The following is a 19,830-nucleotide window of genomic DNA, read 5'->3' on the forward strand; positions in this document are numbered from 1 at the left end:
CGGCACAGCCTAATCTGCCGGTGCACCACAATGGGCCTGTGCGTGCGTCCCGGCTGATCTCGCTTGTGCTGCTGCTCCAGTCCCGGGAGACGATGACCGCCGCCGAGCTGGCCCGCGAGCTGGAGGTGTCCGAGCGCACCGTCTACCGGGACGTGCTGGCGCTGTCCGCCGCCGGTGTTCCGGTGTACGCGGACCGGGGCCGGGCCGGCGGCTACCGGCTGCTGGGCGGCTACCGGACCCGGTTGACCGGGTTGAGCCGGGACGAGGCCGAGGCGCTGTTCCTGGCCGGGCTGCCCGGTCCGGCCGGGGACATGGGACTGGCCGACTCGGTGGCCGCCGCCGAGCTGAAGGTGCTGGCCGCGTTGCCGCCGAGCCTGCGGGACGCGCCCGCGCGTACCGGGCAGCGGTTCCACCTGGACGTGCCCGGCTGGTTCCGGGAGACCCCGGCGCCGCCGACGCTCGCCGAGCTGGCCCGGGCGGTCTGGCGGGACCGGATGGTCGAGCTGCGCTACCGGCGCGGGGACCGGGAGGTGACCCGCACGCTGGCGCCGTACGGGCTGGTGCTGAAGAACGGGGTCTGGTACCTGGTCGGCCGGGTCGGTGACGCCTGGCGGACGTACCGGGTGGACCGGGTGGTGGCGGTCGAGGTGAGCGCCGACGGGTTCGAGCGGGACGAGGGTTTCGACCTCGGGGCGTACTGGCGGGAGCAGGCCGGCGCGTTCCTGCGTGAGCTGCTGCGGGAGCGGGTCACAGTGCGGCTGGGGCCGGCAGGGCTACGGGGGCTGCGGCACCTGGTGGACGCGCCGTTCGTCTACACCGAGGCGGTGGACGCGGCCGGGCCGCCGGACGAGCAGGGGCGGCTGGTGCTGCGACTGCCTGTCGAGTCGGTGGACGTGGCGTACAGCCAGTTGCTGGCGCTGGGCCCGGAGGTGGAGGTGCTGGCGCCGCCGCAGCTGCGGGCACGCTTCGCCGAGGCGGCCCGCCGCGCGGCGGCGCTCTACACCGAACCGTCGAAGGACGCCGGTCAGCGGTAGCCGGCGTCGTCGGCCGGTTTGCCCGGCTTGACCACCTCCTCGTAGTAGCGGGCCCAGTGCGGGCGGGTGCCGTCGACGTCGGTGAAGCCGTACACCTGGGCCAGGCCGCCGCTGTCGAGGGACTGCCCGTTCCAGCGGGCCCGGTCCGGGTCGGCGGCCAGGGCGGCCACCGCGCGCCCGACGAACGCCGGCGTCTCCGACATGACGAAGTGCGGCTCGGTCTTCGCGCCGTCGCGCCAGGTGGCCTCGGTGACGCCGTAGTGTTCGAGCATCGCCTCCGAGCGCAGCCAGCCGGGCGTGAGCGCGACAGCGGTGCAGCCGTGCGGGGCCAGCTCGTGCGCCTGGCTGAAGCCGAGCCGGTTCACCGACACCTTCGCCAGGTCGTAGAAGACCGACAGGCGGTACTCGCTGTCGTTGTGCTCCTTGGTGCCGTCGCCGACCTCGACGACCAGCCCGCCCGGGTTGCGGATCAGCAGCGGCAACGCGAAGTGGCTGGTGATGATGTGCGTGTCGACTGCCAGGCGCAGCGTGCGGAACCCGGCGTCGAGCGGCTGCTCCCAGACCGGCTTCTCCCAGGTGATCAGCGGGTCCGCGCCCCAGACGTCGTTCACGAGCACGTCGAGGCGGCCCTGCTCGGCGTCGATCCGCTCGACCAGGGCGCGTACCTGCTCGGGGTCGAGGTGGTCGACAGCGACGGCGATCCCGGTGCCCCCGGCGGCGGTGACCAGCTCGGCGGTCTCCTCGATGGTCTCCGGCCGGTCCATCTCGGAGCGGCGCTCCCGGGTGGTGCGGCCGGTGGCGTAGACGGTGGCCCCGGCGGCGCCGAGCTGCACGGCGATCTGCCGGCCGGCGCCCCGGGTCGCGCCCGCGACGAGCGCGACAGTTCCGGTCAGTGGTGAGTTCATGGGATCACCGTGTCAGCGATACCTGACAACGGAAGTCCGGTTTCCCGAACGAACCGGATGGGCGATCATCACCGGTATGCACCTGCTGCTGTCCGGGATCGTCGGCTCGGTCGCGTACGGGCTGGCCGGCCCCGGCTCGGACACCGACCGGCTCGGCGTGTTCGCCGCGCCCACAGTCGCGTTCCACGGCCTGCGCCCGCCCCGCGAGTCGGTCGTGACCACCGAGCCGGACGTCACCCTGCACGAGGCCCGCAAGTACGCGCTGCTGGCGCTGAGCGGCAACCCGACAGCCACCGAGCTGATGTGGCTGCCCGACGACTGCTACGAGACCCGTACCGCATTCGGCGAGGAGCTGATCGCCATCCGGTCGGCGTTCCTGAGCGCGCCCCGGGTCCGCGACGCCTACCTCGGGTACGCCGCGCAGCAGTTCCGCAAACTCGCCGGCCGGCCCGCCGACGCCGGTGGGCGGCGACGCTCGGCGAAGCACGCCCGGCACCTGGCCCGGCTGCTGCACCAGGGCCGGGTGCTGTACGCGACGGGCGTGCTCCAGATCCGCCTCGCCGACCCGGGGTGGTTCCGCGCGTTCGGCGAACGGGTTTCCGGCGGCGCGCTGGAGGAGGCGCAGGCCCTGGTGGCGGACGCCGAGACGGAGTTCGACCGGATCCGCTCACCGCTGCCGGAGCGCCCGGACGAGGAGACGGTGGAACGCTGGCTGCTCGCCGTCCGGGCGGCCCACCTGCCGCGGTGACCGGGCGGGTCAGTCCGCCAGGCGCACCCGTACCCGGCGGTTGGCCCGCCCCTTGCTCTCCACCTTGACCACCTGGACCTTGCCGATCTGGGCGGTGGAGGCGACGTGCGTGCCGCCGTCGGCCTGCACGTCCAGCCCGACGATGTCGACGATCCGCACCTCCTGCTCCTCCGGCGGGATCAGGTTCGACTGGGTACGGATGATGTCCGGCAGCGCGAGCGCCTCGGCGCGCGGCAGCACCCGCACTGCCACCGACCGGTCGGCGGCCACCTCGGCGTTCACCAGCTCCTCGATGCGGGCCTTGAAGTCCGGCGGCACCTCGGGCAGGTTGAAGTCCATCCGGGCCTCGCCCGGCTCCATGTTGCCGCCGGTCACGAGCGCGCCGAAGTCACGGAACACCACGCCGCAGAGCACGTGCAGCCCGGAGTGGGTACGCATCAGCATGCTCCGGCGGGCGTCCTCCACCGCGCCGACCACCTCGGTGCCGACCGGCGGCACCGGGTCACCCTCGGCCGGGATCAGCCACAGGTCGTCGCCCTTGCGGGTGCCGACGATGCGGGTCTGTACGCCCTGCCAGAGCAGCACCCCGTGATCCGGCGGCTGCCCGCCGCCACCCGGGTAGAACGCGGACCGGTCCAGCACGATGCCCTGCTCGGGGTCGGCCGCCAGCACCCGGCACGTCCACTCGCGCAGGGTCGGGTCGGCGAGGTCGAGCCGGTGCGTACGGCCGTGGTGTGTGACGCCCATGGACGGCGACGTTACCCGTTCAGGAACTCCGAGACGCGCCCCCGCAGGTCGGCGCGTTCGGTCCAGAGCACGCCGGGCCGGTCGTACACGTGCAGTGTGGCGTTCGGGAGCGCGGCGGCCAGCCGTTCGGCGACGGCGACCGGGTGCAGGTCGTCGTCGGCGGCGGCGATGACAAGCGCCGGCGCGGTGACCGCGGCGAGCGACCCGGCGTCGTCGAGCGGGGCCTGCCCGGGCAGGTCGGCCAGCCCCGGCGCGAGACCGTCGCGCAGCAACTGGTCGAGCCGCTGCCGCAGGTAGGCCCAGCCGGCCGGGGTGTTGCGCACCGACGGCGGCAGTTCCAGCGACACCACGTCGGCCAGCGCCGAGGCGTCGCCCTCGGCCACCGCGTCGAGCAGGCCGGTGAGCCGGGCCCGCGCCACCTCGCCACGCGGCGTGTCCAGCACGGCGGGCAGGAAGAAGACGAGCCGCTCGAAGCGTTCCGGGCTCTCCGCGAGCAGCCGGCAGAGCGCGCCCGCGCCGAGGCTGGCGCCGAACGCCCGGGTCGCGCCGCCCAGGTCCGCGATCGCGCGCAGGTCACGGGCGAGGTCCAGATAGCTCCACGGGCCGGGCGGGGAGTCGGAGCGGCCGTGCCCACGGAACTGGAAGAAGATGCGCCGGCCGGCGACGCCGCTGCCGAACGGACGGGTGGTGGCGATGCCGTTGCCCAGCCCGTGCGCGAACACGGTGACCGGCTCACCGGTGCCGGTGACCAGGCGCTCCAGGCTCACGCCGTGCGGCGTCGCGACCAGTTCCGTCTCCGGCTCCGGCAGCGCGGGCCGCCCGGTCCGGGGCGCGCCGGGACCCGGCCCCCAGGTGCGGGGGCCGCCGTCCGGCGGCGGGGGCCAGCGGAAACCTCTCACCAGGACCCTCGGCCGTCGTGCAGGTCCCGCAGGCCGGGCCGCACGTCGAGCAGGTAGATGAGACCGGCCGCGATGCCGATCAGTCCGAAGAGGCTGATCGGGCCGAAGCCGAGCAGGGTCAACAGCAGGCAGACCGCCAGGATGGCGACCCAGCCGCCCTTGGGCAGCGTGCCGATAGCGGCGAAACCGTCGCCGCGCTGGGTGACCGCGTGCACCAGCGCCACTCCCTGTACGACCAGGGCGAAGACGAGCAGGATCAGCTGGATCACGTCTTGGACTGCGAACGCGAAGATCGGCGCGGCGATGGCCATGGGGGCAAGCTTATGCCGAGACCCCGGAAACGTCCGACAAGACGTTGTCCGGGGTCCGGTGGAGCATCAGGTCACTCGGCGGCCGGGCGGGTCCGCTTCGTGGCCTTCGGCAGCTTCGCCGACGGGGTGGCCGGCTTGGCGGCCCTGGTCGCGGTCGTCTTGGCGACGGCCTTGGTCGCGGTCGCCTTGGTGGCGCGGGTGCGCTTCACCGCGGCCGGCTTGGCGGCCACCGCCTCGGCCACCTCGGCCGGGCTGGGCACCTCGGTCTTCGGCGCGGTCTCCGGCTTCGGGGTGATCTCGGCCTTCGGGGTTACCTCGGTGCCGGTCGCCTCGGTGGCCGCGATGTCGGCGTTCACCGTGTCGGCGGCCTCCAGCACACCGGCGCCGACGACGCGCTCACCGCGGGCGACCAGCTCGGCGTACGCGGCCAGGGCGCGCTCCTGCGCGGCGTGCGCACCGGCCACCACGACGGCGGCGTTGCGGGTGGCGGCCTCGCGGAGCTTGTCCAGGTTGGCGGCCTCGCGCAGCTTCTCCAGGTTGGCCGCCTCGCGGAGCTGGTCGAGGTCGGTGGCGACGGCCCGCTCGCGCAGCCCGGTGGCGGTCTGGTTGGCGGTCTTCAGCGTCTCGGTGGCCTTCTGGCGCAGCTCGAAACCGGTGACGACTGCCTTGCCGCCGAGGTCGGCGACGACCCGGGTGCCGAGGCCGCTGACCACCGTCGGCAGCTTGCGCAGCTGCTCCAGGGCCAGTTCACCGGCGCCGGCGGCGGCGTAGAGGGGTGCGGGGATGCGGTTGGTCTTCGGCTGGGTGGTCATGACTGCTCCTCCTCGGCCGCACCGGCGGCCTTCCGGGCCGCCCGGCGGGCGGTCGTGTGCTCAGGGGCGGCGGTGGTCGGCGCGGGCGCGGCGCCCGCTTCGGTGACGGCTACCGATTCGAGGACCGCCTCGGTCGGTGTGCCCTCCGGCGTGACGGGACCGGTGGCGGCAGCGGCGACGGTCGCCGGAGCCTCGGGCGCGGTGGCCGGCTCCGCCGGAGCGGCCGTATCGGCCGTTTCCGTCGTCGCGGCTGCCTCGGTCGCCTCGGCCAGGCGCGCGTTCTCGCGCCGGAACGTCTCGTAGATCTGGGTGAGCGACTGCTTCTGGGCCATGGTCAGCTCGGGATCGACAGCGATCGCCGCGAGCACGCCCTGGCCCTCCTTGTCGTCCAGCAGCCCGGCCCGCAGGTACATCGCCGGGGTGGAGACGCGCAGCGCGCTGGCGAGCTGCTGGAGCACCTCGGCGCTCGGCTTGCGCAGCCCTCGCTCGATCTGGCTCAGGTAGGGATTGCTGACACCCGCCTGCTCGGCGAGCTGGCGCAGTGAGATCTTCGCGTTGCGCCGCAGGTCGCGAATGAACCCGCCGACATCGGGAAGGTCCTTGCTGGTGGCCATGACTCAACGCTAGCTCGGGCTGCTAACTCCTGCAAGCAAAACGCTAACCAGAGTTAGCAGGGTCACCAATGGCGGTTGCGGAGCCCATGTCCGGTCCGTACCGTTCTTCCCCGTGACCAAGATCGAGATCAACGGCGCGCGGCTCGCGTACGACGAGAGCGGCACCGGCACCGCAGTGGTGCTGCTGCACGCCGGCATCGCCGACCGGCGGATGTGGCGCGGGCAGATCCCGGCGCTCGCGCAGCGACACCGGGTGATCGCGCTGGACCTGCGCGGCTACGGCGAGTCGGAACTGCCGCCCACGCCGTTCACCAACCACGACGACGTGATCGGGCTGCTCGACGCGCTGGGCATCGAGCAGGCCGCGCTCGTCGGCTGCTCGTTCGGCGGCCGGGTCGCGGTGGACGCCGCGCTCGCCCACCCGGAGCGGATCTCGGCGCTGGCGCTGTTCGGCGCGCCGGTCTCCGGCAACGAGTGGTCCGAGGAGACCGAGCAGCTCTGGGAGGAACTGGTCGGCGACGTGGACCCGGAGGACTTCGCCGCCACCGCCGCCGGGGAGGTGCGGTTCTGGGTGGTCGGCCCGACCCGCCGCCCGGAGGACGTCGACCCGGAACTGATCCGGTTCGCCGAGGAGATGGACCGCCGGGCGCTCGCCGCCGAGCAGGCGCTGAGCGCGATCGAGGTGGGCGAGCTGGACCCGCCGGCGATCGACCGGCTGGGCGAGCTGCGCGTACCGGTGCTGGTCGGCACCGGCGCCGACGACCTGGCCGACATCCGCCGCCTGGCCGACCGCATCGCCGACGAGGCCCCGCGAGGTGTACGCCTCCCCGACGTCCCAGACGCGGCGCACCTGCTCCCCCTGGAGCGCCCCACCGAGGTCAACCCCACCCTCCTGTCCTTCCTCCCCTGACCGTCCCGCGCCCCAGCCCTCACCGATCTTGCACTTGCTGCCCCGACAAACAAGGTGTTACGGGCACACCTGGGGCCGAACGTGCAAGATCGCCGAGCCGGGGCGGGCGGGGCGGGGCCGGCGTGAGGTCCCAGCGATCTTGCACTTGCTGCCCTGATAAAAGGGGCATTACCGGCACAGCAGGGGCCGAAAGTGCAAGATCGGCGGGGCGGGGAAGCTTGGGGCGGGGGCGGGGTTACCAGAGGGGGCGGGTTGCGCCTACGGGGAGGCCGCCGCCCAGCACGGGGGTTTCGGCGTACTCGGTGAGGATCGGCGCGCGGACGTCCAGGCGGGACAGCGCCGAGGCGAGGACGGGCATGCGGGCCCTGGCCGCGCCGTCGTCGATCTTCAGGGCGACCGCGCCGACCCCCGGGACCGCCGCCGCGATCACGCCCTCCGCGCCGATCTTGGCGAGCAGGCCGGGTACGCCGCGCATCAGCCGCGTGTCCTCGGCCTGGGTGCCGCCGACCAGCTCCGGGTACGTCCGCATCGCGTCCGCCACGGTCCGCTCGACGGTGCCCGGCTCGGCGTCGACCAGCCGCAGGAACGCGCGCGCCAGCCCGGTGAGCGAGACGGCCAGCACCGGAGCGCCACAGCCGTCCACCCCGACCGCCGCCGCCCGTTCCCCGGTGAACTCCTCGATCGTGGCGGTCAGTCGCTGCTGGAGCGGGTGCTCTGGCCGCCAGTAGCCGTCCAGCGGCCAGCCGGCGGCCAGGCAGGTGCGCAGCATGCCGGCGTGCTTGCCGGAGCAGTTCATCAGCACCCGGGCCGGACCTCCGCCGGCCCGCAGCACCGCCTCCCGGGCGGCCTCGCCGACCGGCAGGTCCGGCGGGCAGTGCAGCGCGTCCCCGGTCAGCCCGGCGTCGCGCAGAAGCGCGGTGACCCGCTCGATGTGGAACTCCTCACCGGCGTGACTGGCCGCGACCAGCGCCACGTCGGCGGGGTCGGTGAGCGGCAGACCGGCCCGGAGCATCCCGATCGCCTGCATCGGCTTGTTGGACGAGCGGGGAAAGATCGGCGAGGTGACGTCTCCGGCCCCGGCGACAGGCGCACCGGCGGCGTCGAGCACCACCACGGAACCCCGGTGGACGCCTTCCACGAAGCCGGACCGGACCACCTCGGCGAGCGGCACGCCGCCCTCGTACGTCTTTCCCACGTTATGGACCGTACCGATGGGGCGGACCCGGTCGGCGGCGGGGTGACCTGCGACGTCGTCCGGGGCCGTACATGGCCGCCGGCCCGTGCGCCGCTTACCTGGTGGCCGGAAGACCGAGCAGCGTACGGGCTTCGGCGGTGCTCAGCGGGGGCCGCTGGGCGAGCTGGGCGAAGCCGACCGCCCGCGCGACGAGCTGCATGTTGGACTCCACCGGGCGCCCCTTGGCGTACGTGACAGTGTCCTCCATGCCGACACGCAGGTGACCGCCGGTCGACAGCGCGGCCATCATCACCGGGATCGTGCTGCGCCCGATGCCGGTGGCCGAGAACGTGGTGCCCTCGGGCAGGTCGCGCAGCATCTGCTGGGCCGCCACCAGGGTCGCCGTGGTGCCCGGCATGCCGCCCGGCACACCCATCACGAAGTCGACGTGCACGTGCCCGCCGTGCGGCAGGCCGTACTTGCCGAGCAGCCGCTGCAACGCGGTGAGGTGGCCCAGGTCGAAAATCTCGTACTCGGGGACGACGCCCCGCTCCTGCATCCGGGTGTGCAGGTCGACGATGAACTCCCACCGGTTGAGGAACACGTCGTCGCCGAAGTTGACGGTGCCCATGGTGCAGGAGGCCATGTCCGGCCCGGCGTCGAGCACCGCGAGCCGGGCGGACTCCGGGTCGGTCACCGCGCCGCCGGAGGAGAGCTGCACGATCAGGTCGGTGTTCTCCCGCAGCGCGGCCACGGTGTCCCGCAGCCGCCCCTGGTCGAGCGTGGGCCGCGCGTCGTCGTCGCGGATGTGGACGTGGATCACGGCGGCGCCGAGCGCCTCGCACTCCTTGGCGGTCAGCAGCAGCTCGTCGAGCGTGACCGGCAGCGCCGGCACCTCCGCCTTCGCCGACTCCGCGCCGGTGGGGGCAACCGTGATCAACGTCCCTGTCGTCATGCCCCGGATCCTAGACCGGCGCCCGGCACCGGGTCGACCGGAGAATTTCCGGCGTGAGCGGCGTTAAGAAGGGACCCTTCCTCTACCGGAGGCGTTAATAGGGGGCCCTTCCTTACACGTCGACGGCGGCGGCGGTTTCGCCGACCAGCAGGCGGGCGTCGTCGGGCGTGTTGCGCTTCAGCACCGCCAGCGCGACCTGGCCCAGCTCGTAGTGCTGCACGGCGGTGCCCACGAAGCCGACCGTCCGGCCGTCGAGCGTCACCGGCGTACCGGCGGCCGGCGGCTGGTCGCTCATCACGCCGTCCAGGTGCAGCAGGACGAGCCGGCGCGGGGGCTTGCCCAGGTTGTGCACCCGGGCCACCGTCTCCTGCCCCCGGTAGCAGCCCTTGTCCAGGTGCACGGCCGGGGCGATCAGGTCCACCTCGGCGGGGATCGTGCGGTGGTCGGTGTCCACCCCGGCCCGCACCTGCTTGGCGGCCACCCGGGTCGCCTCGTACGCCCACAGCCCGGCCACCGGCACCCCGGCGCCGCGCAGTTCGGCGACCACCCCGTCCATGGCGGCGCGGGGTACCAGCAGGTCGACGCCGAGCGCCACCCGGCGGGCCCAGCCGCCGATCGGCAGCGGCTTGACGTCGTACACCACGGAGGGCCGCGCGGGCAGCTCGCCGGAACGGAACTTCGGACCCGGCACCGCTGCTACGTCGGGGGCGGCCAGCCCGGTCACGCCGAGCGTGTCGAGCGCGCCGGGCGCGTCCGGCCCGACCAGCGACAGCAGCGCGTACTCGGCGGTGGCGTCGCGCGGGTCGACCTTGCTGAAGAACCGCATCTTCTCCAGGTACGACAGCAGGCCGCCGGTCATCCCCGGCTCGGTGTCCAGCCAGGTGGTCTCGCCGTCGTCGGCGACCATCGCGTGCTGTTCGACGTGCCCGTGCGGCGAGAGCACCAGCAGCTCGGTGCCCTGCCACGGCGCCAGCGCGGCCAGATGCTGGCTGGTCAGCGTGTGCAGCCAGCTGATCCGTTCCTCGCCCGGCACGGCGACCACGCCCCGGTGCGAGCGGTCGACCAGCCCCACGCCGGTGGCCAGGAGCCGCTGCTCGCGCATCGGGTCGCCGTAGTGCGCGGCCACCGGGCCGACACCGGCCGCGCGGTGGGCCGGTTCGGGCTGGTCGCGGGTCTGGTCGTCGATGGCGTCGGTGGTCACCGCTCCGGCGATGTCGATCATGTGCGTTCCCCGTCCTGTGCGCAGCGGCCGCAGACTCCGAAGAGCGCGACGTGCCCGATGTCGACCTGGAACCCGCGCTGGTCGGCCAGCTGGTCCGCGAGCGGGCGGAGCATCTCGGGTGAGATCTCGTCGATCGCTCCGCACTCCCGGCACACCAGGTGCACGTGCTGGTGCTCGCCGGCCGCGTGGTAGGTCGGCGAACCGTGCGACAGGTGCGTGTGCGTGACCAGACCGAGCCGTTCCAGCAGCTCCAGGGTGCGGTAGATGGTGGTGATGTTGACGCCGGCCGCTACCTCACGGACCGCCGTGTGCACCTGCTCCGGGGTGGCGTGCCCGAGGTCGAGGACGGCCTGGAGCACCAGCTGCCGCTGGGCCGTCAGCCGCAGCCCGCGCGCGCGGAGCATTTCCGCGAGGGAGGATTCGGACACCCTTCGATCATAGTTCGGCCGCCGCGCCGGTCCGTCCGCCGCCGGGGTACGCCACTACGCTGCGGCCGTGGAGGCGACGCGGGTGGCGGTGCTCGGCCGGGGACTCGTACCGGCCGGTGAGCCGGTGCTGCGCGGCGACGACCGGGGTGTGCTGCACGGCGACGGCCTGTTCGAGACGCTGCACCTGCGCGACGGGTGCCCCTGGCTGCTGGCGCCGCACCTGGCCCGGCTACGGGCGGGCGCGGCGGCGATCGGCCTGCCGCTGCCACCGGACGGCGCGCTCGTCGAGCTGCTGGACGCGGTCCGCGCCGGCTGGCCGCCGGAGACCGAGGGCGCGCTGCGGCTGGTCTGCACCCGAGGGCCGGAGGGCGGCGGGCCGGCCACGGTGTACGCCACGCTGGGCGAGGTGCCCGCGTCCGCCCGGCTGGCCCGGCGGACCGGGGTGACGGTGGCCACGCTGCCGCTCGGGGTGGCCGCCCGGTCCCGCCCGGAGCTGGGGTGGCTGCCGAGCGGTGTGAAGTCCACCTCGTACGCGCTGAGCACCGCGGCCCGGCGGTGGGCGCAACGTTCCGGGGTGGACGACGTGCTCTGGGTCTCGACGGACGGCTACGTGCTGGAGGGGCCCACCGCCAACGTGGTGTGGCTGCGCGGCGGGACGCTCTGCACGGTGCCGGCGGCGCAGACCGGCATCCTGCCCGGCGTGACCGCCCGCCACCTGCTGGAACGCGCCGCCGAGCTGGGCCTGACCCCGGCTGAGCACCTGCCCACAGTGCCCGACCTGCACGAGGCCGAGGCGATCTGGCTGACCAGCTCCCTACGCGGCCCGGTCGAGATCACGACCTTGGACGGCACTGCCCGCCCGAGTTCCCCCCTGACCCCCCGCATCCAGGCCCTCCTGAACTTCCCCCCACCCCGTTGATCATGAAGTTGGCGGGCACAAATCGGGCAACCGTCGCCGCCAACTTCATGATCGTCGGAACGGAACGGGACGGGTCAGCCGGCTACCCGGGTCAGGCGGGCGGACAGGTGCGGGCTCAGCGGCTGGCCCACGGCGGCCATCTCCTGCGCGTACAGCAGGGCGCCCTCGACGATGCCGAAAAGCCGGGCGCCGGCGGTGACCTCCTTCGCCGTGGCGGTACGCACCACCGCGTCGGTGACGAACTCGATCTGGGTGCCCTTGCGCTTGCCGATGTGCAGCTCCATCACGCCGGTCGGCGTGGTCATCAGCGCCTCCAGCTCGTCGGTGACCTGCTCACCGTCGAACACCGGACGCCACCAGCCCACCTCGCGGCCGGCCGGACGGACCGGGCGGCTCTCCTCGTCCAGGAGCCAGGCCCGCGACTCGTAGAACAGGAACGGCCGGCCGTCGTGGCTGATCCGGATCTCCTGCGCGTAGTCGAAGTCCTCGATCGTCGGGAACCCACCCCGGCCCCGGCCGCGCCACACCCCGATGTACGGCAGCAGGCCGTCCAGGCTCGGGTGCAGCTTCGGGCCGACGCGCAGGTCGTGGCTCTCCTCGTACGGGTACTCCTCGACCGGCGGCGCGTTCAACCACGGCGGCTGAAGCGGATTCTCACTCACAGATTCACCACTTACCTCTAGCTATGCGGACCGCGAGATAGACCAGGCCACCGGCGAGCGCGCCCAGGCCGGCGACCAGCAGGCTGACGAACCCGATCTCGGTAACCATCCGGACCATCCTATGCTGGGCGGCATGGCGCGCTCTCTTGTCGTCAAGGCCACCGCCGGCGCGGACTCACCGGAACGCTGCGCCCAGGCGTTCACAGTCGCCGCCACCGCTGCCGCGGCCGGGGTGGACGTCTCGCTCTGGCTCACCGGCGAATCGACCTGGTTCGCGCTCCCCGGACGGGCCGAGTCGTTCGAGCTGCCGCACTCCGCACCGCTGGGCGAACTCCTGCACGTCGTCCTGGCCACCGGCCGGGTGACCGCCTGCACCCAGTGCGCGGCCCGGCGGGACATCGGCACGGACGACGTCATCCCCGGCGTACGCATCGCGGGCGCCGCCGTCTTCGTCGAGGAAGCGATGGCCGAGGGCGCACAGGCGTTGGTCTACTGACAACCGGTCCAGGTTGTCCATTCTGCCCAGTGCGCCGATCCTGGCCCGGTATGTCCGGATGCTGCCTACCATGCGAATGTGAGTCAGGCGATCCAGGAGTTCTTCGCGTCGCTGCCGGCGCGTGCCGCAGCCGTCCTGAACAGCCCGGTCGGGGGGACGCTTCAGATCGATCTGGCCGACGGCAACCGTACCGAGCACTGGTACGTGACGCTGGCCCCCGGGTCGGCGCAGGTGAGCCGGGAGGAGCAACGGCAGGCGGACGGCGTGCTGACGCTGTCCACCGAGCTGTTCGAGAAGCTCGTCACCGGGCGGGCGGCGGGCATGGCCGCGGTGCTGCGCAACGAGGCCACGTTCAGCGGTCACGTCGTGCTGTTCCTGGCGTTCCGCCGATTCCTGCCGCAACGGCCCGACGTGCGGGATCCCCGGGACGCCGCCCGCGAGCACGTCCGGCGGCTGGTGTGAAGGACCGGGTCAGCATCCTCGACGGCAACACGTTCCTGGTCAGCGACGATCGCGGCAACATCGAGCCGTCGTACGACTTCCCCACCGGGCTGTTCGCCTTCGACACCCGGTTCCTCTCCACCTGGTTCCTCACCATCGACGGGCAACGCCTGCACGCGCTCTCCATCGACGACTCGCTGTCGTACAAGACCCGGTTCTTCCTGGTCCCCGGCGAGCCGACGCACTACCTGGACGCCAACGTGTCGGTGATCCGCAGCCGCGCGATCGGGGCCAGCCTCGACGAGGAACTGACAGTGCTCAATCACTCCGAACAGGAACAGGAGTTCCACCTCCGGCTGGACATCGGCTCCGACTTCGCCGACCTCCTGGAGATCAAGAACCGGCGTGACAAGAAGGGACGCACCACGCCGACGGTGGAGCGGAACGGCCTGCGGCTGACCTACCACCGGGAGGCGTTCCGCCGCGAGACGCTGGTGACCAGCAGCGCGCCGGTCGAGGTCGACGCGGACGGGATGACCTTCCGGGTCCGGGTCGGCCCGCACGGCGAATGGACCACCCGGCTGCACGTCAACACCATCATCTACGGCGCCCGTGGCGAGGACATCCGGGCCGTCCTGCCGCTGGGCGGCCAGCGCACCGCAGCCGAGATCGAGGCCGAGCAGAGCGCCCTGATCAGCCGCGCGCCGAAGCTGGGCTGCGACTGCGAGCCGCTGGCCGGGGCGTACCGGCGAAGCCTCAACGACCTGGCCGCGCTCCGGTACGAGTCGATCACACTCGGGGTCCGGCTGCTCGCCGCCGGCCTGCCCTGGTTCATGACGCTGTTCGGCCGGGACAGCATCTTCACCTCGCTCCAGGTGCTGCCGTTCCTGCCCGACCTGGTCAAACCGACGATCGTCATGCTGGCCGGTCTGCAGGGCAGCCGGGTCGACGACTTCCGCGACGAGGAGCCGGGCAAGATCCTGCACGAGCTGCGCTACGGCGAGAGCGCCGGGTTCGAGGAGCAACCGCACTCGCCGTACTACGGCGCGGCCGACACCACGGCGCTGTTCGTGATCCTGCTCGACGAGTACGAGCGGTGGACCGGCGACGCCGATCTGGTACGCAACCTGGAGAACGAGACCCGGGCGGCGCTGACCTGGCTCGACACGTACGGGGACCTGCTCGGCACCGGCTACGTCTGGTACATGTCCCGCAACCCGGAGACCGGGCTGCCGAACCAGTGCTGGAAGGACTCACCGGAAGCCATCTCCTACGCCGACGGGCGGATGCCGGAGTTCCCCCGGGCCACCTGCGAGCTGCAGGGGTACACGTACGACGCGAAGATGCGCGCCGCCCGCATGGCCCGCACCCACTGGCAGGACCCGGCGTACGCCGACCAGCTGGAGCAGGAGGCCGCGGCGCTGAAGGAACGGTTCAACCGCGACTTCTGGATCGCGGACCGGGAGTACTACGCGCTGGCGCTCGACCCGCGGGGCCAGCAGGTGGACGCGCTCTCCTCGAACATCGGCCACCTGCTGTGGAGCGGCATCGTGGACGAGTCCCGGGCCCCGGCGATCGCCGCGCATCTGCTCGGGCCGCGTCTGTTCTCCGGCTGGGGGGTACGCACGCTCGCCGACGACCAGGGCCGGTACAACCCGGTCGGCTACCACGTCGGCACGGTGTGGCCGTTCGACAACTCGATCATCGCCTGGGGCCTGTGGCGGTACGGCTTCCGCCGGGAGGCCGGCCTGCTCTGCGACGCGCTGTTGAGCGCGTCCCGCTACTTCGACGGCCGACTGCCCGAGGTGTTCGCCGGCTACGAACGTGGCCTCACCGACTACCCGGTGGAGTACCCCACGGCGTGCAGCCCGCAGGCGTGGTCCGCCGGCACTCCGCTGCTGCTGCTACGGGTGATGCTCGGGCTGGAGCCGCAGGGCGAGCACCTGATCATCGACCCGGCCGTACCGCCGGGCATGGGCCGGGTCGAGCTGCTCGACATCCCGGGCCGCTGGGGCCGGGTGGACGCGCTGGGCCGCAGCCGGGAACCGCACGAGGAGCCGGCGCCGCCGCCGCTCGCGTTGCCCGGCGAGTGAGTCAGGCCGGGCAGGGCGTGGTCACCGCCACGCGCACCCGCTCGTCGACCCGCTCGGCCAGCACGGCCGGCTCGCCCGGGCGCGCGTACCGGTCGGCGGAGTCCACCACCGGCGCGGCGCCACCGCCGAACGCGGCGGCGAGCGGCTGATCCGCCGGCGCGGCGGCCTCGCCCCGCGCGGTGCGGGCGGCGCCCCCACCAGGGCAGGGCGCGGCCAGGACCTGGACCGCGCCGGTCGCGCCGCCCCACCGGCCCAGCGCCGACGCCAGCGCGCCGGCTTCGGCCGCGGCGTCGGCGGTCGGCGCGCGGTAGCCGGAACCAAGCGGCCGGCAGCCGGTCGCGGCGGTCAGCAGCACCCGGCCCGGGCCGTCGGCGCGGCCCTCGACCGCGACGAAGTCGCCGGCGTCGGCGCGCAGCAGCGGCTCGCCGTCGAACGTCGACACGCCCGCCCGCCACGCCTGCGGCAGCCGGTCGGCGATGCGCTGCAGCACCGCGCGCACGTTGTCGCCGCCGATCGCCACCTCGACGCCACGCTCAAGCGTCGCGCCGGAGTCCATCGGCGTGATCCGGCAGCCGCGCTCCAGCCGGTCCGGCACGAGCGCCGGTACGCCGTCGGACCCGACCGCGCCGGTCAGCTCGCCGATCGCCCGGTCCACCACCGGACCGGCCTGGTCCAGTGAGCGCTGCTCCTTGACCGTCGGCGGGTCGGTACGCACCGACCACCAGGTCAGCCCGGCCAGCAGCACGGCCCACGCCACAGTGGCGACCGTCAGCCAGCGCAGCCGACGCCGGCCGTTGCCCGGCTGCTCTCCAGGGTTGGGCGGGGCGTAGCCCGTCTCGACGGCAGTCACCCGGCCATGGTGTCACGTGCCGGCGAGGCGCCCGGCCGCGCCTCGGCACTCCCGGTCAGGCCGGGACGGACCGGCGGGACAGCAGCCACAGCAGGTAGAAGGGGCGCTGCCGCAGCTCGCCACGGCGGTCGGCGTACTGGTCGGCGGCGAGCACCGCGGAGAAGAACCCGCCCGCGCCCAGCATGCCGAGCACCGGCGCCAGGTGGGTGCCCTCGACCGCCACCAGCGTCGCGGCGACAGTCGCCACCGCGGCGCCCGCGGCCTGCACGGCCGAGCGCCGGGCCACCCGGGCGACCTCGGAGCGAGCCGCCCGCACCCCCTCCTGGATCTCCGCGTCGAGCTTCGCGAGCTGCACCAGCGCCTTGTCCGGATCCGTGTCGACGTCCAGCATCCGGCCCCGCAGGTACGCCTGGGTCGCGGCGAGCGCGTCGCTCTCCTGGGTCAGGATGGCGCAGTAGTCCCGCAGCGAGGTGCCCTCCAGCATCGGCAGGTCGAGCTGGAGCAGTGGGGTCACCAGCCGCGCCTTCACCGGATCCCCGCTCGGCACGTCGACGACGCGGTGCCCCTTGACGATCAGGTCGAGCGTGCGGTCCGGGTTGTCGCCCAGCTCGATCTGACCCACGCTGTTGAACAGCGAGGAGGTGGACTGCGCGTCCGGCGCGCGTGACTCCAGGTGGCGGCGGCGGAAGGTCTGCGGGAAGTAGACGAGCTGCCCCTGCTCCAGCAGCGGCGCGCAGTCCCGCAGGTACGCGCCGAGGCGGTGCAGGTCGTCGCACTCGGCGAAGAGCTGGTCGATCTGGATGTCCTTGTACCGGCAGTCCGGGCCGCAGCGCTCCGGGTCCTTGCCGCACCACTTGCAGGTTTCCCGGTTGACCAGATAGCGGTGCTTGCCGCCGGGCTGGGAGAGGACCAGCTTGGCGGTGACGAGCGTGGCCCGCTTCGTGAGGAACGACAGGTCCGTGTCGAGGCTGGCGACCGAGACGTCGAACGGGCGCGTGCGGCCGGACCCGTCGGCGCGCTGGAGCTCGCGGGCGATCGTCTCGCCCCGGTTGCCGTCGATGAAGTCGATCAGATAGCGAATCGCGTGGTCAGCGGCGTCGTCGGGCACCTCATCCCCCTCCGGCGCGTCCGGGGCGCGCCGCCGTCCAGCCTGCCAGCCACGGCCGGGACGTACCCTCGCCGGAACGGCTCGTGGCCCGCCACCCCTGTGGGTGGCGGGCCACGATCAGAGCGTGGGTCAGGCGGAGACCGAGACGGTCACCTCGTTGATCCCGCGAGCCGCGTCCACGGCGGTGTCGCCGTTGCCGTGGCGGGACAGCGCCCGCAGCGTCCACGAGCCCGGCGCGGCGAAGAACCGGAACTGCCCGGCCGGCGACGTCACCACCTCGGCGGTGAACTCACCCGTGGAGTCGAGCAGCCGCACGTACGCGCCCGGCACGACCTCGCCGGACTCGGACAGCACACGGCCGGTGATGACGGTTTCCTTCTCCAGGTCCAGGCTCGCCGGGAGGGGGGCGGCCTGGTCCGGCGCGGCGCAGCCGGCGGCAGCCGTCGAGGCGGCGGAGGCGGCGGTCATCAGGCCTCCCCGGGCTCGTCGCCGAGCGCCACCGGCACGCCGACGAGCGAGCCGTACTCGGTCCAGGAACCGTCGTAGTTCTTCACGTTGCGGTGCCCGAGCAGCTCCTGGAGCACGAACCAGCTGTGCGAGGAGCGCTCGCCGATCCGGCAGTACGCGATCGTCTCCTTGCTGTCGTCCAGCCCGGCGTCGGCGTAGATCTTGCGCAGCTCGTCGTCGGACTTGAACGTGCCGTCCTCGTTCGCCGCCTTGGACCACGGGACGCTGATCGCGGTCGGGATGTGACCGGCCCGCTGCGCCTGCTCCTGCGGCAGGTGGGCGGGGGCGAGCAGACGGCCCGCGAACTCGTCGGGGCTGCGCACGTCGACCAGGTTCTTGGTGCCGATCGCGGCGACCACCTCGTCGCGGAACGCGCGGATCGAGGTGTCCGGCTCCTGCGCGACGTACTGCGTCTTCGGCCGCTCCACCACGTCGGTGACGAGCGGACGCGCGTCCAGCTCCCACTTCTTGCGGCCGCCGTCGAGCAGCTTGACGTCGCCGTGGCCGTAGAGCTTGAAGTACCAGTACGCGTACGCGGCGAACCAGTTGTTGTTGCCGCCGTACAGGATCACGGTGTCGTCGTTGGCGATGCCCCGGTCGGACAGCAGCGCCTCGAACTGGGACTTGTTGACGAAGTCCCGGCGGATCTGGTCCTGGAGGTCGGTGCGCCAGTCGAGCTTGACGGCGCCGGCGATGTGCCCGGTTTCGTAGGCCGAGGTGTCCTCGTCGACCTCGACGAAGACGACGCCCGGGGCGTCGAGGTTCTTCTCGGCCCACTCGGCCGAAACGAGTGCGGTGTCGCGACTCATCAGATCACTCCCTGGTGAGGATGGTTGGTGAGCCTGCGCGCGGAAATCGATGTCGATTGTTGTCGCACCACGCGCGGGACCCAGAGCTAGGAACGGATCACGGGTACGTGCGACGGCGCCGCTGCCGGGCGTTGAGGGGGAACCGGGAGAGGTTCGTGGACCCTGGGTGGCCGCCGTTCAGGCGGCCGGAGACAGCCCCGCCGTCAGATGACGGGGCGACACAGGCAGGTGGCCACGCGGCACAGGTCGACCGCGCGCCGTTTGGTGAGGTGGGTCCCCATGGGCAGGGAGATTACCAGCCCACGCCCACAGTGCCACCAGGCCGACCAGCATCCGGGACAACCGTCCGGCTGGTCAGCCGGCTGAGTTGACGGCAGGCCGGCTGGTCAGCCGGCGGAGTTGATGGGCACGTTCGCCGCGTCCGCCGTGACCACCAGGCCCTCCGGCTTCGGCTCCACCTTGCGCAGGTTGAGCTGGAACGGCAGCTCCGGCAGCGGCACGTCGATCGAGATGCCCTGCGCGTACCGGGTCAGCGCGGCCCGGGCCAGTGGCACGTTCGGCAGGCCGTCGGCGGTGAGGTCGTTGAAGCGCAGCGCGACCTTGCCACCGGCCACCGTGACGTCGGCGGTGCCGTTGACGGTGAGCTTGACGCCGAGGATGTCCACCGGAGCCGTCACGGCGAGCTTGCCGTTCCGCTCGCCGAGCGTCAGCCCGGGGCGGTCCAGCAGCTTGGCCAGGCTCTCGTAGGTGACGGTGCCCCGCCCGTCCACGCTCTCGGCCACCACGTCGCCCCGGCCGGAGCGCAGCGTGTCCAGCGACGCGGTCACGTTGCGCGCGTCCACGTCCAGCTTCGGCACCTCCACCGCGTCACCCTGGACGGCGCCACGCACGTCGGTGAGCTGGATGGTGATGCGCTGGTACCGGCCGTCGAGCACCTGGGTGAGGAACGGAAAGCCACCCACTTCGACCTGCGGCGCGGCGGACTGCGCGTCCTGCTTGGCGATCTCCTGCCGCACCTGGTCGGCGATCGCCCGCTCGGCGACGCCCGCGGCGACCCGGTCGGCGACGACGAGCAGCCCGGCCAGCACCAGCAGCAGGACGACGAAGCCGATCAGCACCTTCCGGCCGCGTCGCCGCGGTCGGCCCTCTGCCGGATACGCCTCTGCCACGCCGCCTCCCGTCCTCG

25 protein-coding genes are annotated in these 19,830 nt (G+C 73.0%); 7 read left to right on the forward strand and 18 right to left on the reverse strand.

Features of this window, described 5'->3' with window-relative positions; translation table 11 throughout:
• Positions 1 to 38: 38 nt before the first annotated feature.
• Positions 39 to 1,034 carry a helix-turn-helix transcriptional regulator gene (locus AMK25_RS15660; RefSeq protein ID WP_073829089.1) on the forward strand — a complete coding sequence of 332 codons (996 nt, stop codon included), beginning with the start codon at positions 39 to 41 and terminating at the stop codon, positions 1,032 to 1,034.
• Here AMK25_RS15660 and AMK25_RS15665 read toward each other — a convergent pair.
• Positions 1,025 to 1,939, reverse strand: a complete 915-nt coding sequence (locus AMK25_RS15665) for an SDR family oxidoreductase (protein ID WP_073829090.1) — start codon at positions 1,937 to 1,939, stop codon at positions 1,025 to 1,027. The two genes, AMK25_RS15660 and AMK25_RS15665, sit on opposite strands and share 10 nt — an antisense overlap.
• A gap of 76 nt (positions 1,940 to 2,015) precedes the next feature.
• Between AMK25_RS15665 and AMK25_RS15670 the strand changes: the two genes are divergently transcribed.
• Entirely contained in the window at positions 2,016 to 2,687 is a 672-nt protein-coding gene (locus AMK25_RS15670; RefSeq protein WP_073829091.1) for a nucleotidyltransferase domain-containing protein, read from the forward strand.
• Positions 2,688 to 2,696: 9 nt separating this feature from the next.
• Here the strand turns inward: AMK25_RS15670 and AMK25_RS15675 are convergent, their stop codons facing one another.
• The 5 genes from AMK25_RS15675 to AMK25_RS15695 all read right to left on the reverse strand — a co-directional run bounded on the left by AMK25_RS15675 (position 2,697) and on the right by AMK25_RS15695 (position 6,070).
• Positions 2,697 to 3,434, reverse strand: coding sequence for an alanyl-tRNA editing protein (locus AMK25_RS15675; RefSeq protein WP_073829092.1), 738 nt, complete (start codon positions 3,432 to 3,434; stop codon positions 2,697 to 2,699).
• 11 nt (positions 3,435 to 3,445) lie between these two features.
• Entirely contained in the window at positions 3,446 to 4,333 is an 888-nt protein-coding gene (locus tag AMK25_RS15680; RefSeq protein ID WP_073829093.1) for an alpha/beta fold hydrolase, read from the reverse strand.
• Positions 4,330 to 4,644, reverse strand: coding sequence for a DUF2516 family protein (locus AMK25_RS15685; protein ID WP_030504568.1), 315 nt, complete (start codon positions 4,642 to 4,644; stop codon positions 4,330 to 4,332). Before AMK25_RS15685 ends, AMK25_RS15680 begins: the two co-directional genes overlap by 4 nt.
• Positions 4,645 to 4,715: 71 nt before the next feature.
• The gene (locus AMK25_RS15690) at positions 4,716 to 5,456 is read right to left on the reverse strand and encodes a hypothetical protein (RefSeq protein WP_073829094.1); all 741 of its coding nucleotides are present in this window, start codon (positions 5,454 to 5,456) and stop codon (positions 4,716 to 4,718) included.
• Complete coding sequence (locus tag AMK25_RS15695; RefSeq protein ID WP_073829095.1) at positions 5,453 to 6,070, reverse strand: helix-turn-helix domain-containing protein; 618 nt, start codon at positions 6,068 to 6,070, stop codon at positions 5,453 to 5,455. The genes AMK25_RS15690 and AMK25_RS15695 overlap by 4 nt, the downstream gene beginning before the upstream one ends.
• A 112-nt stretch (positions 6,071 to 6,182) precedes the next feature.
• Here AMK25_RS15695 and AMK25_RS15700 point away from each other — a divergent pair, with 112 nt between their 5' ends.
• Complete coding sequence (locus tag AMK25_RS15700; protein WP_073829096.1) at positions 6,183 to 6,980, forward strand: alpha/beta fold hydrolase; 798 nt, start codon at positions 6,183 to 6,185, stop codon at positions 6,978 to 6,980.
• 235 nt (positions 6,981 to 7,215) lie between these two features.
• Here AMK25_RS15700 and AMK25_RS15705 read toward each other — a convergent pair whose 3' ends face one another.
• The 4 genes from AMK25_RS15705 to AMK25_RS15720 all read right to left on the reverse strand — a co-directional run bounded on the left by AMK25_RS15705 (position 7,216) and on the right by AMK25_RS15720 (position 10,735).
• Positions 7,216 to 8,175, reverse strand: coding sequence for an asparaginase (locus AMK25_RS15705; protein WP_241826369.1), 960 nt, complete (start codon positions 8,173 to 8,175; stop codon positions 7,216 to 7,218).
• 94 nt (positions 8,176 to 8,269) lie between these two features.
• The gene (locus AMK25_RS15710) at positions 8,270 to 9,109 is read right to left on the reverse strand and encodes a 3-keto-5-aminohexanoate cleavage protein (RefSeq protein WP_073829098.1); all 840 of its coding nucleotides are present in this window, start codon (positions 9,107 to 9,109) and stop codon (positions 8,270 to 8,272) included.
• Between the two features lie 112 nt (positions 9,110 to 9,221).
• A complete protein-coding gene (gene ygfZ, locus AMK25_RS15715; RefSeq protein ID WP_073829099.1) occupies positions 9,222 to 10,331 on the reverse strand; it encodes a CAF17-like 4Fe-4S cluster assembly/insertion protein YgfZ in 1,110 nt (369 codons plus the stop codon).
• Positions 10,328 to 10,735 (reverse strand): Fur family transcriptional regulator, encoded by a 408-nt coding sequence (locus tag AMK25_RS15720; protein ID WP_073829100.1) that lies wholly within the window; start codon positions 10,733 to 10,735, stop codon positions 10,328 to 10,330. Before AMK25_RS15720 ends, ygfZ begins: the two co-directional genes overlap by 4 nt.
• A 91-nt stretch (positions 10,736 to 10,826) precedes the next feature.
• Between AMK25_RS15720 and AMK25_RS15725 the strand changes: the two genes are divergently transcribed.
• Positions 10,827 to 11,678, forward strand: a complete 852-nt coding sequence (locus AMK25_RS15725) for an aminotransferase class IV (RefSeq protein WP_073829101.1) — start codon at positions 10,827 to 10,829, stop codon at positions 11,676 to 11,678.
• A gap of 74 nt (positions 11,679 to 11,752) precedes the next feature.
• On the opposite strand, the gene AMK25_RS15730 is transcribed toward AMK25_RS15725, so the two are convergent.
• Positions 11,753 to 12,340 carry an FABP family protein gene (locus tag AMK25_RS15730; RefSeq protein ID WP_073829102.1) on the reverse strand — a complete coding sequence of 196 codons (588 nt, stop codon included), beginning with the start codon at positions 12,338 to 12,340 and terminating at the stop codon, positions 11,753 to 11,755.
• A gap of 4 nt (positions 12,341 to 12,344) precedes the next feature.
• Positions 12,345 to 12,449, reverse strand: coding sequence for a small membrane protein MtfM (gene mtfM, locus AMK25_RS32980; protein ID WP_030504452.1), 105 nt, complete (start codon positions 12,447 to 12,449; stop codon positions 12,345 to 12,347).
• Positions 12,450 to 12,461: 12 nt separating this feature from the next.
• Here mtfM and AMK25_RS15735 point away from each other — a divergent pair, with 12 nt between their 5' ends.
• From AMK25_RS15735 to AMK25_RS15745, 3 genes are all read left to right on the forward strand, one after another.
• Positions 12,462 to 12,836, forward strand: a complete 375-nt coding sequence (locus AMK25_RS15735; RefSeq protein WP_073829103.1) for a DsrE family protein — start codon at positions 12,462 to 12,464, stop codon at positions 12,834 to 12,836.
• Between the two features lie 78 nt (positions 12,837 to 12,914).
• Positions 12,915 to 13,298, forward strand: a complete 384-nt coding sequence (locus AMK25_RS15740; protein WP_073829104.1) for an SCP2 sterol-binding domain-containing protein — start codon at positions 12,915 to 12,917, stop codon at positions 13,296 to 13,298.
• The gene (locus tag AMK25_RS15745; RefSeq protein WP_073829105.1) at positions 13,295 to 15,370 is read left to right on the forward strand and encodes an amylo-alpha-1,6-glucosidase; all 2,076 of its coding nucleotides are present in this window, start codon (positions 13,295 to 13,297) and stop codon (positions 15,368 to 15,370) included. The genes AMK25_RS15740 and AMK25_RS15745 overlap by 4 nt, the downstream gene beginning before the upstream one ends.
• Before the next feature lies 1 nt (position 15,371).
• Here the strand turns inward: AMK25_RS15745 and AMK25_RS15750 are convergent, their stop codons facing one another.
• The 6 genes from AMK25_RS15750 to AMK25_RS15770 all read right to left on the reverse strand — a co-directional run bounded on the left by AMK25_RS15750 (position 15,372) and on the right by AMK25_RS15770 (position 19,813).
• Positions 15,372 to 16,220: a hypothetical protein gene (locus tag AMK25_RS15750; RefSeq protein WP_073829106.1), complete on the reverse strand. Its 849-nt coding sequence runs from the start codon at positions 16,218 to 16,220 to the stop codon at positions 15,372 to 15,374.
• 55 nt (positions 16,221 to 16,275) lie between these two features.
• On the reverse strand, positions 16,276 to 17,328 hold the full coding sequence (locus AMK25_RS15755) for a hypothetical protein (protein WP_073829107.1): 1,053 nt from the start codon (positions 17,326 to 17,328) through the stop codon (positions 16,276 to 16,278).
• A 129-nt stretch (positions 17,329 to 17,457) separates the two neighbouring features.
• Complete coding sequence (locus AMK25_RS15760) at positions 17,458 to 17,796, reverse strand: DUF1416 domain-containing protein (RefSeq protein ID WP_073829108.1); 339 nt, start codon at positions 17,794 to 17,796, stop codon at positions 17,458 to 17,460.
• The gene (locus AMK25_RS15765; protein ID WP_073829109.1) at positions 17,796 to 18,644 is read right to left on the reverse strand and encodes a sulfurtransferase; all 849 of its coding nucleotides are present in this window, start codon (positions 18,642 to 18,644) and stop codon (positions 17,796 to 17,798) included. Before AMK25_RS15765 ends, AMK25_RS15760 begins: the two co-directional genes overlap by 1 nt.
• A 203-nt stretch (positions 18,645 to 18,847) precedes the next feature.
• On the reverse strand, positions 18,848 to 18,925 hold the full coding sequence (locus AMK25_RS33090) for an Ms5788A family Cys-rich leader peptide (RefSeq protein ID WP_310503780.1): 78 nt from the start codon (positions 18,923 to 18,925) through the stop codon (positions 18,848 to 18,850).
• Between the two features lie 105 nt (positions 18,926 to 19,030).
• Positions 19,031 to 19,813, reverse strand: a complete 783-nt coding sequence (locus AMK25_RS15770) for an LmeA family phospholipid-binding protein (protein ID WP_073829110.1) — start codon at positions 19,811 to 19,813, stop codon at positions 19,031 to 19,033.
• Positions 19,814 to 19,830 lie beyond the last annotated feature (17 nt).

Source organism: Micromonospora sp. TSRI0369, from assembly GCF_001905625.1.
Lineage (GTDB): Bacteria > Actinomycetota > Actinomycetes > Mycobacteriales > Micromonosporaceae > Micromonospora > Micromonospora echinospora_A.